Raw genomic sequence first — 17,518 nt, 5'->3', positions numbered from 1 at the left:
GCCGACGCGCAGGCGGCTTTCTCGGCCGACCGCGCCCTTCGTTCCCATTCCCCCGACCAGAACCCGTGACGCTCCCATGACGACCCGACGATCGATTCCCTTCGGCCTGATGCTGCAAGGCGCAGGCAGCCACATGAACGCGTGGCGGCACCCGAGCAACCCGCCGGACGCGAGCATCAACCTCGACTTCGCGATCGACATCGCGCGCAAGGCGGAAGCCGCCGGCATCGCGTTCGCGTTCGTCGCGGACGGCCTCTACATCAACGAGAAGTCGATCCCGCACTTCCTGAACCGTTTCGAACCGCTGACCGTACTGTCGGCGCTCGCGGTCGCGACGAAGAAGATCGGCCTCGCGGGCACGATCTCGACGTCGTACAGCGAGCCGTTCACGGTCGCACGCCAGCTCGCATCGCTCGATACGATCAGCGGCGGGCGCGCGGGCTGGAACGTGGTGACGACGCCGCTCGAAGGCACCGCGAAGAATTTCGGCAAGACGCATCCCGATCACGCACTGCGCTACGAGATCGCCAACGAATATCTCGAAGTCGTACAGGGACTGTGGGACAGCTGGGACGACGACGCGTTCGTGCGCGATCGCGCGACCGGCCGCTTCTTCGATCGCGCGAAGCTCCACACGCTCGACCATCACGGCCGCTTCTTCAACGTCGCGGGCCCGCTGAACATCCAGCGCTCGCCGCAAGGGCAGCCGGTGATTTTCCAGGCCGGCTCGTCCGACACGGGCATCGGACTCGCGGGCAAGTATGCGGACGCCGTGTTCACGCATTCGCCGTCGCTCGACGAAACGGCCGCGTTCACGCGGCGCGTGAAGCAGAGCGCGGTCGAGCACGGGCGGCAGCCCGGCGACGTGAAGATCTTCCCCGGCATCGGCCCGATCGTCGGGCGCACGGCCGCCGAGGCCGAAGACAAATACCAGGCGATCCGCGACCTGCTGACGATCGACGAGGCGCTCGCGTATCTCGGCCGCTACTTCGATCATCACGATTTCACGCAGTACGCGCTGGATGCGCCGTTCCCCGAGCTCGGCGACCTCGGCCGCAACAGCTTCCGCTCGACCACCGATCGGATCAAGGCCGACGCGCAGCGCAAGCAGCTCACACTGCGCGAGACGGCGCTCGCCGTCGCGACGCCGCGCCCGAACTTCATCGGCACGGCCGAGCATGTGGCCGACGAACTGATCCGCTGGCACGACGCCGGCGCCGGCGACGGTTTCATCCTCGGCTTCCCGGTGCAGGCGCAGGGCGTCGACGACTTCGTCAACCTGGTGATCCCAGTACTCGAGGCGCGCGGGCGCTACAGCCGCGAGCTGCCGGGCAGCACGTTGCGCGACCACCTCGGCCTGCCGCGCAAGGCGAGCCGCCATGCGACGCCCGCCGCGGTGCGGCAACAGGACGACGCGGCCGAAGCGCACGCGTAACGCCGCCGCGCCGCCCGCGCGCGGCGCGTCCGACCGATTCGATCGAGGACCTTCACCGACATGAGCGACACGACCCATCTCGGCGGCGCGCTGCCGCCGCTCTCTTCGCCCGGCGCACGCAACGCGGCCACGCACCTGCGGATCGTGCCGGCCCGGCACCGCGCGCGCACGGCCGGCACCGTGCTCGCGCTCGTGCTGATCGCGCTCGCGCTGTATTCGATCCTCGGCAACCCGCAGTGGGGCTGGCCGGTGTTCGCCGAATGGTTCCTGTCGCCGCCGGTGCTGTCCGGGCTCGCACGCACGCTGCTGCTGACGCTGCTCGGCGCGGTGTTCGGCTTCGTGCTCGGCGGATTCGTCGCGCTGGCGCGGCTGTCGCGCTCGCGCGTGCTCGCGGCGAGCGCGTGGACCTTCGTGTGGCTGTTCCGGTCGATCCCGCTGATCGTGCTGCTGCTGATCCTCAACAACCTCGGCTATCTATACGAACACGTGCGGCTCGGCGTGCCGCTTACCGACATCGTGTGGTTCGACACGCCGACCACCGACCTGATCAGCCCGTTCCTCGCGGCCGTGCTCGGCCTCACGCTGAACCACGCGGCGTTTTCCGCGGAAGTGATTCGCGGCGGCATTCTCGCGGTCGATCAGGGGCAGCTCGAAGCGGCCGCCGCGCTCGGCCTGCCGCGCGGCCGCCAGACCACGCGGATCGTGTTGCCGCAGGCGATGCGCGCGATCCTGCCGACCGCGTTCAACGACCTGATCTCGCTCGCGAAAGGCACGTCGATGGTGTACGTGCTTGCGATGCCAGAGCTGTTCTACACGGTGCAGGTGATCTATCGGCGCAATCTCGAAGTGATTCCGCTGCTGATGGTCGCGACCGTCTGGTATCTGATCATCCTGACCGTGCTGTCCGCGATCCAGGTGCAGATCGAGCGCCACTACGCGCGCGGCGCGCTGCGCAACCCGCCGCCGTCGGCGCTGACGTTCGTGCTGGCGTGCGTCAGTGCGCTGTGGCGGCGTGCGGCGGCACGCAACGCAGCGGCCGCCGCCGCAACGGGCGACGGCGCAACCGCAACCGCGGCCGCGGCCGCTCCCGAGCTGCGCAGCGGCGGCGAAGTCGCCGTGCACAACGTCTCGAAGCAGTTCGGCATGCAGCGCGTGCTCGACAACGTGTCGTTCGTCGCGCCGCGCGGCAGCGTGACGGTGATCGTCGGGCCGTCCGGCTCCGGCAAGTCGACGCTGCTGCGCACGATCAACCATCTGGAACGCGTCGACGACGGCTTCATCGACATCGACGGCGAACTGATCGGCTATCGGCGCGACGGCGACGTGCTGCACGAGCTGAAGGAGCGCGACGTGCTGAAGCGGCGCACCGCGGTCGGCATGGTGTTCCAGAACTTCAACCTGTTTCCGCACCTGACGGTGCTCGAGAACCTGGTCGAGGCGCCGGTCGCGGTGGCCGGCGCCACGCGCGAGGCCGCCGAGCGCACCGCACGCACGCTGCTCGCGCGCGTGGGCCTCGCCGATAAAGCCGATGCGTACCCGCGCCAGCTGTCCGGCGGCCAGCAGCAGCGCGTCGCGATCGCGCGGGCGCTCGCGTTGCGGCCGAAGGTGCTGCTGTTCGACGAGCCGACGTCGGCGCTCGATCCCGAACTGGTCAACGAAGTGCTCGACGTGATCAAGGAACTCGCGCGCTCGGGCACCACGCTCGTGATCGTCACGCACGAGATCGGCTTCGCGCGCGAAGTCGCCGACAACGTGCTGTTCATGGAGCGCGGCCGCGTCGTCGAATCGGGGCCGCCGTCGGTCGTGCTCGATGCGCCGGCCCATCCGCGCACGCGCGCCTTCCTGTCGCGGGTGCTGTGATGCGTGCCGCTTATTTCCTGCGAGGCAATCTCCGATGATCGACCGACGCCAGTTCATGACCGCCGCGCTCGCGGCAGCCGCCGCGCTGCGGTGGAATGCGGCCGAGGCCGCCGCCGCGACGGCGGACCTCGATCCGCGCCAGGCCGGCCGCATTCGCGCATCGCGCGACGATGCGGCGATTCGCGCGGCCAGCAACTACCGCTGGGTGCGCGATGGCGCGTTCACGGTCGCGATCGCGCCGCACGCGCCGCCCGTGTCGACCTTCGCGACGGACGCACGCACCGTGGTCGGCGCCGATCCCGACTATGCGCAACTCGTCGCCGACGCGTTGGGCCGCACGCTGGTCCTGCTGCCGATCGCGTGGGCCGACTGGCCGCTCGGGCTCACGTCCGGCAAGTACGACGCGGTGATCTCGAACGTCGGCGTGACCGAGAAACGCAAGGAGAAATACGACTTCACGACCTACCGGCTCGGGTTGCACGGCTTCTACGTGCGCACCGCGAGCCCGATCGAGAAGATCGCCGAGCCGAAGGACGTCGCGGGCCTGCGCATCATCACCGGCGCGGGCACGAGCCAGGAGCGCATCCTGCTCGAATGGAGCCGGCGCAATGTCGCGCAGGGGCTGAAGGCGACCGAGCTGCTGTACTTCGACGACGATGCGGCGTCGCGTATCGCGCTGCTGTCGGGGCGCGCCGATGCCGAGCTGAATCCGAACGCGTCGCTCGCGTACCAGGCCGCCCGCGACGGCAAGATCCGGCGGGTGGGTGTCGTCAACGCGGGCTGGCCGGCGAATGCGGACGTCGCGATCGCGACGCGCCGCGGCAGCGGGCTCGCGCCGGCGCTGACGCTCGCGACGAACGGGCTGATCGGCAACGGTCGCTACCAGCAGGCGCTCGCGCGCTGGGGGTTGCAGAGCGAGGCGGTCGCGCGTGCGGAGACGAATCCGCCGGGGTTGCCGTCGTTCTGATTCGATGGACCGACTCGATGGACCGACGCACCGTCGCGCACGGCGGTGCATCAAACGAAATCGCCCCGGCATGCCGTGATGGACATACCGGGGCGAACCGCGTTTCGGGCCTTCTTCGCCTACACCGTCACCGCCGCACGCTCCCGATCGAGTTCCGCGACATGCGCGTGTATCGCCGGAATCAGCTCGCGTCCGTAATCCAGCGCATCGTCGAGCGGATCGAACCCGCGAATCAGGAACGTCGACACGCCGAGCCGGTAATACGCACCGAGAGCGCGCGCGACCTGTTCGGGCGTGCCGACGAGCGCCGTCGAATTCCAGCGCGCGCCGGTCAGGTTCGCGACACCCATCCACAGCCGTTCGTCCAGCACGTCGCCCTGCGCGGCCGCGGCCAGCAGCCGTTGCGAACCTGCATTCTGCGGCGCATGACCGTCGATCGGCTGCCCGTTCGCGAGCCGCGCCGCGCGCACGCGCTCGCGAATCGCTTCGGCCTTCTCCCACGCGGCGGCTTCCGTATCCGCGACGATCGGCCGGAACGACACGCTGATGCGCGGCGCGCGTCCGAACGGCGCGGCAGCGGCCCGCACGCGCGCGATCTGTTCGCGCACCGATGCGAGCGGTTCGCCCCACGTCATGTAGACGTCTGCGTGCTCACCGGCTACGGCGAGCGCAGCCGGCGACGAGCCGCCGAAGTAGATCGGCACGTGCGGCCGCTGCGCGCCCTTCACGACCGGCGACGCACCGCGCAGCCGGTAGAAGTCGCCGTCGTGATCGACCGGCGCGCCGGCGAGCCAGATGCGTTTCAGCACGTCGAGATACTCGCCGGTGCGGCGATATCGCGCGTCGTGCGGCACGAAATCGCCGTCGCGCTGCAGGTCGGTATCGTCGCCGCCCGACACCACGTTCAGCGCGAGCCGTCCGCCGCTGAACACGTCGAGCGTCGCGATCTGACGCGCGGCGGCCGACGGCACGATCACGCCGGGCCGGTGCGCAAGCAGCAGGCGGATGCGTTCGGTCGCGGCCGCCGCGAACGACGCGACGATGAAGCCGTCCGCCGCATTGCTGAAATGGCCGACCAGGATCTGGTCGAAGCCGGCGGCCTCGTGCGCCTGCGCGAAACGCCGCACGTAGTCGGGCTGGACGGCGGCACCGCCCGGTACGTCGACCTCCGCGCCGGGCGTCGCGGTGATCATGCCGATGATGTCGACTGGCATGTCGGGCTGTCCTTCTGGTTGTCGATCAGCATTCGCAGGTTCGGCCGAACGCTCACTGCGCGGCGGCCGTCTTTTGCGCGGGCATCGCGAACGCGCCCGCATACGACCGGTCGAGCAGCTTCGTCGTGTCGTACGCGACCGGAATCACGCCGGCCTTGTGCAGGAAATCGGCCGTGTTCTGCGCATCCTTCGCGGCCGTGTCGTCGACCGGGCCGACGCGCTGGTGCGCGTTGTTGAGCCAGCGGTACGCGACGTCCGGCTCGAGCTTCGCGCGCTTCGCCCACAGGTCCGCGTATTCGCGCGGATGACTGTCGACCCACTGGCGTGCCGCCACCACGCGCTTCAGGAAGTCGGTGATCTCCGCGCGCCGGCCCGTCGCCGCCTGCTCGTTCGCGGCGACGAAGCTGAGCGCGGGCATCAGCCCCTGCGCGGTCGTGACCGGCCGCGCGCCCTGGCGCAGCGCCAGCGTGCTGACGAACGGCTCCCACAACGACACGGCGTCGACCGAGCCGTTCGCGAGCGCGTTGGTCGCATCGATCGGCATCAGGTACGCGTACTTGACGGAATCGGCGCGCAAGCCCGCATGTTCGAGCGCGCGCAGCACGAGCTGCTGGCTCCACGCGCCGCGCCAGACCGCGATGGTCTTGCCCTGCAGGTCGGCGACGGTGCGAACCGGCGAGTCCTTCGGCACGAGGATCGCGACGCCGTCGAGGCTCTGCCTCGACACCGCGACCACTTTCACCGGCGCGCCGCGCGCGGCCAGCGTGAGCAGCGCGGAATCGCCGAGAAAGCCGACGTCGATCGCATTGCCGTTCAGGCTCTCGGCGACGGGCGCGGCGGCCTGGAAGTGCTTCCACTCGATCGTGTAAGGGAGGTCCTTCAACACGCCGGACGCCTCCATCGACGCCTGGATGTTGAAGTAGTTCTGTTCACCGACACGCAGCGTGACGGTGTCTTTCGCGATGCCCGGCTGCGCGGCGAGCGCGAGCAGCAGCGCGGTGACGATTCGGCTCAACAACGTGATCTCCCCGGAGGTTGGCGGGCGGCCGCGCGATGGCGGCGCCCTGTGGCCCGCGCGACGCGATGGCCGGCGGACGGGATGGAACCGGTGACGATACGTTGATCGGCGTCATGAGACAAACGCAATATTCTTCTATCGAAAGATGCAAAACTTTTATGAAGTGGAAGCTACCACCACGGCGCGACGCCGTCAGCCGGCTCCCTCCGGCAGGAGGTCATTCGAATGGTTCCTCGATAGATATTTCGCACGCGAAATACTTCACGAACTATATTTCGCATACGAAATAACTCCCCGGAACGAGGACGCCCATGACGTCAGAACCCATCGAGTTTTCCGCGGCCGACGGCTACACGCTGCGCGGCACGCTGTGGTCGCCGGATGCGGCGCCGCGCGCGCTGGTGTTGATCCATCCGGCCACCGCCGTGCCGGAGCGGCTGTATGCCGGCTTCGCGCGCTTCCTGACCGAGCGCGGCTTCGCGGCGCTGACCTACAACTATCGCGGCATCGGCGCGTCGCGGCCCGCGCGGCTGAGCGCGCTGCAGGCACGCATGCGCGACTGGGTCGAGCTCGACGTCGGCGCCGCGGTCGCATGGGCATGCGGCGCGTACGACGGCCTTCCGCTGCTGGCGGTCGGGCACAGCGTCGGCGGGCACGCGATCGGGCTGTCGGCCGCCACCACGCACCTGCGCGCGGCCGTGATGGTCGCCGCGCACGCGGGCACCACGCGGCTGATCGACCGCGCGGCGGAGCGGCTGAAGGTGCGGCTGATCCTGCGCGTGCTCGGCCCGCTCGCGTCCGCGCTGCTCGGCTACGTGCCCGGCAAGCGGCTCGGGCTCGGCGAGGATCTGCCTGCCGGCGTGTTCCGCGAATGGAGCCTGTGGACCACGCTGCCGCGCTACTTCTTCGACGATCCGACGCTCGGCGCGGCCGAGCGCTTCTCGAAACAGCAGTTGCCGATTCTCGCGCTCGGCTTCGACGACGACCCGTGGGCGAACCGGCCCGCGATCGACCTGCTGGTAAGCTACCTGACCCGCGCGGCCGTCGAGCGCCGCCAGATCGATCCGCGCGCCGCCGGCAGCGGACCGGTCGGGCACATGGGCTTCTTCCGCAGCCGGCCCGGCGCCGTGCTGTGGCCCGCGGTCGCCGACTGGCTCGCGCAGGCGCTCGACGCGCCGCGCGATGCCAGTCGCCCGTCCCTTTCCATTGCAGCCGGGAACCGAGCTTGAGCGAAGACCGACGACTGTTTTTCCTGTTGAACCTCGGCCAGCGGCGCGTTCAGCGCTGGGTCGACCGCAAGGCCGAAACCGAGGCGCGCGCGAGCGCCGCGCAGGCCGGCGTGCTGTTCTGTCTCGCGAAGCAGGACGGCGCGCTGATCGGCGAAGTCGGTGCGGCGCTGCAACTGGCGCCGTCGGCAATGACGGGGCTCGCCGACCGGATGGCGAAGGTCGGCCTGCTCGCGCGACACGCCGATTCGGACGACGGCCGCGCGACGCGCCTGTACCTCACCGACGAAGGTCACGCGGCGCTCAAGCGCGCGCGCGTGGTGCTGCGCGAACTGAACGGCAAGCTGTGCGACGGTTTTTCCGACGCGGAACTCGACGTCGTCGCGCGCTGGCTACACGCGTTGCAAGACCGCTTCACAGACGAACGCTGAGCGGCGCGCACCCCGTGCGCCACCGACACCGGATGACATGAATGTTGCAATCGCAAGCGATTGCGATTCGTCTTCTCGATTCGATTCAGCGCACCTGTGCGTCGGAAAATTTTGCGTTTCGGACGTGACGCTCCGGCATCGTTTTCCGGCTACGCTCTGTTACAAAAAATTGCCTCCCGCGCCTCAGACGAATCGCCTACATTGCTATCCACTTCGACGCATTCGTCGTATGCAAGGACTGGGCTTCCCGTCGGGTCCGCATCCAGAGACGCACCCGACAAGCAATGAATATGAAGAGGAGTCTTAACCGAAGTGCTGGCGGCATCCAGCATACGCGGTCTGCGATGACCGTAGCGGCCTCCTGAACGACACGATCCGACGCGACACGGTGCACGGCATGCATGGCCGCGTGCCGGTTCGCTTCGAGCCGTCGTGTCGACGCGCCGCGCCATCGCCGCCGCACGTCAACGAGGAGCAGTCCATGCGACGCACGATCGTGTCCCACTCCGTTGTCATCCGCCTCACCCGCCTGTCCGCCGCGATGGCGATGGTCGCCGCCGCGGCGGCGCACGCCGAACCCGTGGCCGTGTCCGGTCCGAGTCCGTTCGCCGCCTGCACCATCGGCGGCCCCGGCACGAACTATGTCAACGCCGAAGTCGAGCCGTGGCTGTCGGTGAACCCGGCGAACCCGACCAACATGATCGGCGTGTGGCAGCAGGACCGCTGGTCGAACGGCGGCGCCCACGGGCTCGTGGCCGGCTACACGTTCGACGGCGGCGCAACCTGGGCACGCACGCCGCAGCCGTTCAGCGCATGCGCGCCCGGGGGGCTCAAGTACGAGCGCGCGTCCGATCCGTGGGTATCGTTCGGGCCGGACGGCACCGCGTATTCGGTATCGATCTCGTTCAACCAGTCGAACAACGCGAATGCGGTCGCCGCGTCGGTATCGACCGACGGCGGACAGACATGGAGCAGCCCGGCCGTGCTGATCGCGAACGACGAACCGACGACGCAATTCTTCAACGACAAGGAATCAGTCACGGCGAACCCGGTGAAGGCCGGCACGGCGTATGCGGTGTGGGACCGCCTAGAACTGCCGAACGGCAATCCGTATGCGAACCTGCACACGCAGGCCTATCGCGGGCCGACCTTCTTCTCGAAGACGGTCGACGGCGGCAAGACATGGAGCCGGGCGAAGGTCATCGTCAATGTGCCGTCGCGTCAGCAGACGATCGGCAACCAGATCGTCGTCGACCCGAGGACCGGCACGCTCTACAACTTCTTCGACCTGATCCAGCCGCCGTTCAACAAGGCGGCCGGCAAGGTCGCGTTCATCAAGTCGACCGATGACGGCGCGACCTGGACGAAGCCTCAGGTGATCGCCGGCTTGCAGACCGCCGGCGTGACCGACCCGAACACCGGCGAACCGGTACGCACCGGCGACATCATTCCGGAACCGGCGATCGATCCCGCATCGGGGCAGCTCTACGTCGTGTGGCAGGACAGCCGCTTCAACGGCGGCAACTACGACGAGATCGCGTTTTCGACGTCGAAGGACGGCGGCGCGACGTGGAGCGCGCCGCTGCAGGTCAACACGCCGACCGGGCGGCCGGCGTTCAATCCGTCGGTGCGCGTCGACAATGCGGGCGCGGTGATGGTCACCCACTACGACTTCCGCGATCTGCAGGCCGGCAACACGACGACGCTGCCGACCGGGTTCTGGCGCAAGATCTCGCACGACGGCGGCGCCACGTTCGCCGACGAGCGGCGCGTCGGCGGCCCGTTCGACATGAAGCTCGCGCCGAATGCCGAGGGCTTCTTCATCGGCGATTACCAGGGGCTCGACGTGCTGCCGTCGTCGTCGTTCCATCCGCTGTTCGTCCAGACCAACGCGGGCAACCTGACGAACCGCACCGACGTGTTCTTCGCGCCGTGACGCGCACGTGAGTATCGCGCCGCCGCGGCGTCATTCGTCGCGGCGGCCTCATGCGTGATGCGATGGGTCGTGCGGGCCGACGCGTGCGTTCGAATTTGAATTTGCGCTGCGGAAGACCGTCGCTACCGGTCGCGCAATCGGAACAGCTGGAAGTTTGCGTCGTACGGCCCCGGCCGGGCGCCCCGCTTCACGTAACTTCCGGCAATCCTGCCAAAGCCGCCCACCACCGCGCTTCCGCGTCCACCTGCTGCTCTGGCCGCCATTGCCCCCGTCCAACAGACACCCTGCTACCAGCTTCGATTCGCTTGGAATTTGAGATGATATAACATATCATTTCGCGATCTCGCCCACCTGAAACCGTTCCATCCCGGTGGCCGGGTTACGCCGAGTCATGTCCAGACGGGTCGCTGCGGTGTCATAGCGCGCTACGGATGCAACAATATATCGTATCGAACTCCGATGCGCATGGCTCGCTTTCCGATCCGATTCCAACCGATTCACCGACCATGCGCGACCTTCCTCGTCTACCGCTTCGCCCGCTTTCGCCCGTTCCGCTGATGCTGTTCGCCGCCGTCGCACACGCCCAGGCCGATACACCGGCGCCGTCAACGCCAGCGCAAGGCGCGCCGCTCGCGCCGATCTTCGTGACCGCGAACCCCCTCGGCGACACCGACTTGATCGCGCCGACCGCGCAACTGTCCGGCGACGCGCTGACGCGCCGCCAGGCCGATTCGCTCGGCGAGACGCTCAACGGCCTGCCCGGCGTGTCGACCACCACCTATGGGCCGATGGTCGGCCGCCCGATCATCCGCGGGATGGACGGCGACCGGATCCGGCTGCTGCAGAACGGCGTCGCCGCGTACGACGCATCGTCGCTGTCGTATGACCATGCGGTGCCGGAGGACCCGCTGTCGATCGAGCGCGTCGAGATCGTGCGCGGGCCGGCCGCACTGCTGTATGGCGGCAATGCGGTGGGCGGTGTCGTCAACACGATCGACAACCGGATTCCGCGCGAAGCAATCGAAGGCGTGACGGGCGCGCTCGACGCACGCTACGGCGGCGCGAATTCGACGCGCGCAGGCGCCGCGCAGGTCGAAGGCGGCAACGGCCGCTTCGCGTTCCATGTCGACGCATTCGATCGCGAAACCAGCAAGCTGCGGATTCCCGGCTATGCGCGCAGCAGCGCGCAACGCGCGCTCGACGATCCCGACACGCCGCAGCCGATCGGCAACGTGCCGAACAGCGACGGCCGCGTGCACGGCGGCGCAGTGGGTGCGTCGTACACGTGGGCCGACGGCTTCGCGGGCCTGTCGTACAACGGCTACGAGTCGAACTACGGCTCCGTCGCCGAGGACGACGTGCGCCTGCGCATGCGCCAGGAACGCCTCGCGTTCGCGTCCGAGGTGCGCAACCTGAACGGCCCGTTCACGAAGCTGAAGTTCGACTTCGCGTACACCGACTATCGCCACAAGGAAGTCGACAACGGCGAGACGGCGACCACCTTCCGCAATCGCGGCTACGAAGCGCGCGTCGAAGCGCGGCATCGCAGGATCGGCCCGTTCGAAGGCGCGATCGGCGTGCAGTTCGGGCAGAACACGTTCTCGGCGCTGGGCGACGAATTGCTCGTGCCGTCCACGCGCACCAACAGCGTCGCACTGTTCGGCCTCGAGGAATGGCAGGTCGACCCGGCGCTGAAGCTGAGCCTCGGCGGGCGCCTCGAGCACGTGAAGGTCGATCCCGATCCGGCCGGCGTCGAGAAATTCGCGGGCGCGCAACCGCGCGACTTCAATGCCGGCAGCGTGTCGGCCGGCGCACTGTTCTCGCTCACGCCTGTCTGGTCGGTCGCGGCGAACGTCGCGTACACGGAACGCGCGCCGACCTTCTACGAGCTGTACTCGAACGGCCCGCACGACGCGACCGGCCAGTTCCTGATCGGCAACCCGAACGCGTCGAAGGAAAAGGCCGTGTCGACCGACCTGTCGCTGCGCTATGCGAGCGGCCCGAACCGCGGCAGCGTCGGCGTGTTTTACAACCGCTTCTCGAACTATCTGACCGAGTACAACACCGGCCGCAGCGTGAACGCCGACGGCGAGCCCGTCGCGCCCGGCACCGGCGATGCGCTCGACGAAGCGATCTATCGCGGCGTGCGCGCCGAGTTCTACGGCGTCGAGCTGGACGGCAAATGGCGTGCGTTCTCGCGGCGCGGTCACACGGTCGACCTGGAGCTGACCGCCGACTACACGCATGCGCGCAACGTCGACACCGGCCAGCCGCTGCCGCGCATCGCGCCGCTGCGCGCGACGCTCGCGGCGGACTACGGGTACGGCCCGTTCGGTGCGCGCGCACAGGTCACGCATGCGTGGTCGCAGCACCGTGTACCCGACAACGACTTCCCGACCGACGGCTATACGTCGCTCGGCGTGACGCTGACGTACAAGTTCCGCGTCGGCGTCACGAATTGGCTCGCATACCTGCGCGGCGACAACCTCACGAACCAGGAGATCCGTTATGCCACCTCGGTCGTGCGCGGCTTTGCACCGCAAGGCGGCCGAAGTGTGATGGCCGGTCTGCGCACGACGTTCTGACCTTCCCGCCACCCGCCGCGCTCGCGGCGGGGATGATCCGGCGCCGGCAACGGCCGGTGCCGGTTTCACTTCACCGGTACCGCTCATTCCGCTGGCGCGCACCGGTTCACACTCAATATTTCGCAAACGTATTCCGGCATTCATCGGCGAATCGAAAATCGCAAATACCTCGAATGGGAGAACGTTACATACCACGACGCGCGATCGTGCAATACGCCGCCCGCTGCGCATCGACACCGTCTGCATGTAGCGATCACGGCGCGCGTACGGACTTGCGTACGGGCCTGAAACGCCACGCATCGCGCAACGCGCTGCATGCGTTTGCTACGTTCGCGCGGCGCATCCTCGTGCTTCGCCAACGCGCGCTTCGATCGATCTGCTCAACGCATCTGCATTGATCGAAACCATCGCGATGGTCCATGCCGGCGCAGCCAAACAAATCGATCGCCGCCACCTGCCCCGCACTTCTCGTGCACTCCGATCCGCGTTGCACAACCTGCCTTTAAAGCGCCGCGCAATTTCCGATCCCGCCCCGCCATACGTCCGCATTCACGCGCATCGCACCGCATCCGCCGATCCGTTGATGCGGGTCATGCACTTTTAAATCAGCCGAATGACGAGTATGCTTAAAAAGCACTCCACGATCGAACGGCGAATCGCATGCCCTGATTCCCGTCCGCTCGTATCGCGGCCCCATCGCGCCTCGCGTCGATGGCGGCGTCCGCCTCGCGCCCTGGCCGCACGAACCGTCCCCAACCATTCGCAGGAGAGCTGGTGAGCCGACTCGTCGTCGTATCCAATCGCATTGCAGATCCCCGTAAAGCCGCCGCCGGCGGGCTCGCCGTGGCCGTGAAAGACAGCCTGCAGGAAACCGGCGGCGTCTGGTTCGGGTGGAGCGGCAGGCTGCGCGGTGAAGGCGAACGTCCCGCGCAGAGCGACGACGTACAGATCCAGAACGTCGGCGGCATCCACCTCGCGACGATCGATCTCGATCCGCAGGACTACGACGCGTACTACCTCGGCTACTCGAACAACGTGCTGTGGCCGGTGTTCCACTACCGGCTCGATCTCGCGCAGTTCGACCGGCGTTTCGCGGACGGCTACCGCCGCGTGAACCAGTTGTTCGCGCGCAAGCTCAGCACGCTGCTGCGCCCCGACGACACCGTGTGGGTCCACGACTACCAGCTGATTCCGCTTGCCGCCGAACTGCGCGCGATGGGCTGCACGAATCCGATCGGATTCTTCCTGCACATTCCGATGCCGCCGCCGCCGATCATGGCCGCGATTCCTGAGCACGAGTGGCTGATGCGCTCGCTGTTCGCGTACGACCTCGTCGGCTTCCAGACCGAATCCGACCTGCTGCACTTCGAGCACTACGTCGAAGCGGAAGCCGGCGCCGCGCGGCTGCCGGACGGTCGCCTGCGCGCGTTCGGCCGCACGTTGTCGGCCGGCGCGTTCCCGATCGGCATCAACGTCGACGAATTCACTGCGCTTGCGGAGAATCGCGACGGGATCGACATGTTCGAGCGGATGCGCGACGAGTATTCGCGCCGCCAGTTGCTCGTCGGTGTCGACCGGCTCGACTACACGAAGGGGCTGCCGCAGCGCGTGCATGCGTTCCGCGAGTTGCTCGAACAGTATCCGGAGAACCGCGACCGCGCGACGCTGATCCAGATCGCCGCGCCGAGCCGCGAGGACCTCGGCGCATACGACGATCTGCGGCGCGAGATGGACAGTCTGTGCGGTGCGATCAACGGCGACTACGGCGAACTCGAATGGATGCCGATGCGCTACATTCACCGCACCGTCGCACGCAAGCGCTTGCCGGGCCTCTATCGCGCAAGCCGCGTCGCGCTCGTCACGCCGCTGCGCGACGGGATGAACCTGGTCGCGAAGGAGTTCCTCGCCGCGCAGGATGAAGCCGATCCGGGCGTGCTCGTGCTGTCGCGCTTCGCGGGTGCGGCCGAGCAGTTGAAACCCGCGCTGCTCGTGAATCCGTACGACACGCAAGGCACCGCGCAGGCGATCCAGCGCGCGCTCTCGATGCCGCTCGAGGAACGCCGCCGGCGTCACGACGCGCTGATGGCGATCGTGCGCAAGACCGACGTGCACTGGTGGCGCACGCGCTTTCTCGATGCGCTCGCCGAAGCGGCGGAAGTCGCTGCCGCGACCGAATCCTGACGCGCGTGCCACGCGCGCTCACACACTCACACGCCGGTCGTCTCGCGATCGAGCACCACGCCGTTCACGTCCTGCACCGCCACTGAAATCGGAATGCCCTCGCGCATGCTCTCGGTCACCACGCAATACGCGTCGAACCGGTCGAGCATGCGCGTCGCCGCCGCGAGATCGGCCCACGCCTTGCCGACCGACAGCGCCACGGCCATCGAGCCCACGCGCACCCTGCCCGCGTCGTTCTGCACCATGTCGACGTCGATGTGCGCGGCGATTGGCTGCGGATCGACGCGCTGTTTTTCCAGCGCGAACAACAGGCTCGCCGCGAGGCAGCTCGCGACCGACGCGGCCAGCAACCGCACCGGGTTCGGGCCTCGGCCGGCGCCGAGCGGCGGCGGTTCGTCGGTGAGCACCGGCGCAAGCTCGGTGCCGGCAAACGTGACTTCGAAACTGAAACGCGCATGCTGCGCGACATCGACCGATACGTGCGCCTCGCTCATGGCGACTCCGTGACTGGAAAGAAGGAAAGAACGGCCGGCGCAATGCCGCGCCGACAAGGATGAATCGCGGCAACGGCAACGGCAGCGGCGCGACGCGTTCGTTGTCGTGGTCGTGGTCGTGGTCGGCCGCTGGCTGCGCACGCTACGGACTTCAGCGCTCGGGCTCGCGCGGCGGCCCGTACGCGACGAAATCCCGCTCGACCGCCGACGCCTGCTCCGGCGCATTCGCATGCACGCTCGTGTCCGGCCCGCGATCGGTCATCGGCGGCACGGCGTCAGGCACGGCGCGCCCGTCGATCAGCGCCTGCAACGTATCGCGCTCGAGCACTTCGCACGCGAGCAGCCGCTGTGCGATCCGTTCGAGCACGTCGCGACGTTCGCCGAGCGTCGCCGCGACCCGCGCATGCGCATCGGTCAGCAGCGTATGCACCTCGTCGTCGATCACGCGCGCGGTGTGCTCGCTGCAGCGGCCTTCGTTCGCATGCCACGCGCCCGGCATGCCGCCGCGCGCATCGTCGTCGAAGCTCACCAGCCCGATCTTCTCGCTCATCCCGTACTGCATGACCATGTGGCGCGCCATCGCGGTCGCGCGCTCGAGATCGTTCTGCGCGCCCGTCGACACGTCGCCGAACACGAGTTCTTCCGCGACGCGCCCGCCGAGCAGCGCATCGATCCGGTCGAGCAGTTCGCTGCGGCGCAGGACGTAACGATCCTCGGTCGGCACCTGCTGCGTGTAGCCGAGCGCGGCCACGCCGCGCGGAATGATCGACACCTTCTTCACCGGATCGCAGTACGCGCGGCTTTCCGCGACGAGCGCGTGGCCGGCTTCGTGATATGCGATCGTCAGCTTCTCCTGCGCATTCATCACGCGGCTCTTGCGTTCGAGGCCCGTCAGCGCGCGGTCGATCGCCTCGTCGAAGTCGTCCATCCCGATTGCCGGCTTGCCGAGTTCGGCCGCATGCAGCGCAGCCTCGTTGACGACGTTCGCGAGATCGGCGCCGACGAAGCCCGGCGTGCGCGACGCGAGTTCGCCGAGATCGACGTCGTCCGCGAGCTTCACGCGCTTCACATGCACGCCGAGGATCTGGCGGCGACCGTTGACATCGGGCCGGTCGATCGCAATATGGCGATCGAAGCGGCCCGGGCGCAGCAGTGCGGGATCGAGAATCTCCGGCCGGTTGGTCGCGGCCATGATGATGACGCCGGAGCCGGCCTGGAAGCCGTCCATCTCGACGAGCAACTGGTTGAGCGTCTGCTCGCGCTCGTCGTTGCCCGACATCGGGCCGACGCCGCGTACCTTGCCGAGCGCATCGAGCTCGTCGACGAACACGATGCATGGCGCCTTTTGCTGCGCCTGTTCGAACAGGTCGCGCACGCGCGCCGCGCCGACGCCGACGAACATCTCGACGAACGCCGAGCCGCTGATCGAGAAGAACGGCACGGCCGCCTCGCCGGCGACCGCACGCGCGAGCAGGGTCTTGCCTGTACCTGGCGCGCCGACGACGAGTACGCCCTTCGGAATCTTGCCGCCAAGCCGCTGGTAGCGATCGGGATTGCGCAGGAACGCGACGAGTTGCTGCAGCTCGGCCTTCGCTTCGTCGATGCCCGCGATGTCGTCGAACGTGATGCCGGTTTCCTGCTGCACGTACACGCGTGCGCGGCTCTTGCCCATCCCGGTGAAATCCTGCAGTCCGCCGCGCTTGCGCAGCATCAGGTTCCAGATGAACACGAACGCGACGAGCGGCACCAGCCACGACGCGAGGGACGTGATCCATCCCGTGTCGGACGTACCGTGAAAGCGGATGCCGCCCGCGCTCAGCGTGTCGATCAGCTGCGGGTCGGTCACGCGATTGGTGATGAAGCGTGGCGGCGTGCCCTCCGACTTCACGGCCGCGACGTCGGACGCCGGCAGCATCGCGCCGGCCTGCGGCATCTTCAGCGTGCCGGCGATCGACGTCGCGCCGATCTCGAGATCGTCGACGAGCCGTGCGGCGACGAGCCGATGGAAATCGCTGTACGCGATCACCGTCGACGCCGGGCGCAGCATCACCAGCTGCGCGGCGAACAGCACGAAGAAGCCCGCTGCGATCAGCAATCCTGCGTAATCGAATTTCCTGTCCATGACATGCCATCGGGCCGGCGGCCGTGCCGTGCGTGCCGTGCCGCGCGCT

General features: G+C 68.1%; 13 protein-coding genes. 9 read left to right on the top strand and 4 right to left on the bottom strand.

The features are described from left to right. Positions 1-76: 76 nt before the first annotated feature. Genes C7H84_RS03530 through C7H84_RS03520 form a run of 3 tightly spaced genes read left to right on the top strand, consistent with a single transcriptional unit; the run spans position 77 to position 4,262 of the window. Positions 77-1,435, top strand: a complete 1,359-nt coding sequence (locus tag C7H84_RS03530; RefSeq protein ID WP_121857438.1) for an LLM class flavin-dependent oxidoreductase — start codon at positions 77-79, stop codon at positions 1,433-1,435. Between the two features lie 60 nt (positions 1,436-1,495). Further along, positions 1,496-3,295 (top strand): amino acid ABC transporter permease/ATP-binding protein, encoded by a 1,800-nt coding sequence (locus C7H84_RS37535; protein WP_121857437.1) that lies wholly within the window; start codon positions 1,496-1,498, stop codon positions 3,293-3,295. Between the two features lie 34 nt (positions 3,296-3,329). Continuing rightward, positions 3,330-4,262 (top strand): ABC transporter substrate-binding protein, encoded by a 933-nt coding sequence (locus C7H84_RS03520; protein WP_121857436.1) that lies wholly within the window; start codon positions 3,330-3,332, stop codon positions 4,260-4,262. 119 nt (positions 4,263-4,381) lie between these two features. Here C7H84_RS03520 and C7H84_RS03515 read toward each other — a convergent pair whose 3' ends face one another. Beyond that, positions 4,382-5,476 carry an LLM class flavin-dependent oxidoreductase gene (locus tag C7H84_RS03515; protein ID WP_121857435.1) on the bottom strand — a complete coding sequence of 365 codons (1,095 nt, stop codon included), beginning with the start codon at positions 5,474-5,476 and terminating at the stop codon, positions 4,382-4,384. Between the two features lie 52 nt (positions 5,477-5,528). Further along, on the bottom strand, positions 5,529-6,494 hold the full coding sequence (locus tag C7H84_RS03510) for an ABC transporter substrate-binding protein (RefSeq protein ID WP_121857434.1): 966 nt from the start codon (positions 6,492-6,494) through the stop codon (positions 5,529-5,531). 311 nt (positions 6,495-6,805) lie between these two features. Here C7H84_RS03510 and C7H84_RS03505 point away from each other — a divergent pair, with 311 nt between their 5' ends. From C7H84_RS03505 to otsA, 6 genes are all read left to right on the top strand, one after another. Beyond that, a complete protein-coding gene (locus C7H84_RS03505; protein ID WP_121857433.1) occupies positions 6,806-7,723 on the top strand; it encodes an alpha/beta hydrolase in 918 nt (305 codons plus the stop codon). Continuing rightward, a complete protein-coding gene (locus C7H84_RS03500) occupies positions 7,720-8,151 on the top strand; it encodes a MarR family transcriptional regulator (protein ID WP_121857432.1) in 432 nt (143 codons plus the stop codon). The genes C7H84_RS03505 and C7H84_RS03500 overlap by 4 nt, the downstream gene beginning before the upstream one ends. A 481-nt stretch (positions 8,152-8,632) precedes the next feature. Next, complete coding sequence (locus C7H84_RS03495; protein WP_121857897.1) at positions 8,633-10,087, top strand: sialidase family protein; 1,455 nt, start codon at positions 8,633-8,635, stop codon at positions 10,085-10,087. A 557-nt stretch (positions 10,088-10,644) separates the two neighbouring features. Next, entirely contained in the window at positions 10,645-12,672 is a 2,028-nt protein-coding gene (locus C7H84_RS03490; RefSeq protein WP_121857431.1) for a TonB-dependent receptor, read from the top strand. Between the two features lie 394 nt (positions 12,673-13,066). Then, positions 13,067-13,276 carry a hypothetical protein gene (locus C7H84_RS36180; protein WP_162999193.1) on the top strand — a complete coding sequence of 70 codons (210 nt, stop codon included), beginning with the start codon at positions 13,067-13,069 and terminating at the stop codon, positions 13,274-13,276. Positions 13,277-13,446: 170 nt separating this feature from the next. After that, positions 13,447-14,853, top strand: a complete 1,407-nt coding sequence (gene otsA, locus C7H84_RS03485; protein ID WP_121857430.1) for an alpha,alpha-trehalose-phosphate synthase (UDP-forming) — start codon at positions 13,447-13,449, stop codon at positions 14,851-14,853. Positions 14,854-14,879: 26 nt separating this feature from the next. Here the strand turns inward: otsA and C7H84_RS03480 are convergent, their stop codons facing one another. After that, a complete protein-coding gene (locus C7H84_RS03480) occupies positions 14,880-15,347 on the bottom strand; it encodes an OsmC family protein (protein WP_121857429.1) in 468 nt (155 codons plus the stop codon). Positions 15,348-15,498: 151 nt separating this feature from the next. Further along, positions 15,499-17,469, bottom strand: a complete 1,971-nt coding sequence (gene ftsH, locus C7H84_RS03475) for an ATP-dependent zinc metalloprotease FtsH (RefSeq protein ID WP_121857428.1) — start codon at positions 17,467-17,469, stop codon at positions 15,499-15,501. Positions 17,470-17,518 lie beyond the last annotated feature (49 nt).

Origin of the sequence: Burkholderia sp. Nafp2/4-1b (assembly GCF_003635165.1) — a bacterium.
GTDB lineage: Bacteria > Pseudomonadota > Gammaproteobacteria > Burkholderiales > Burkholderiaceae > Burkholderia.
Note: the sequence above shows the minus strand (reverse complement) of the source record. Positions and strands in the feature narration are given on the sequence as shown.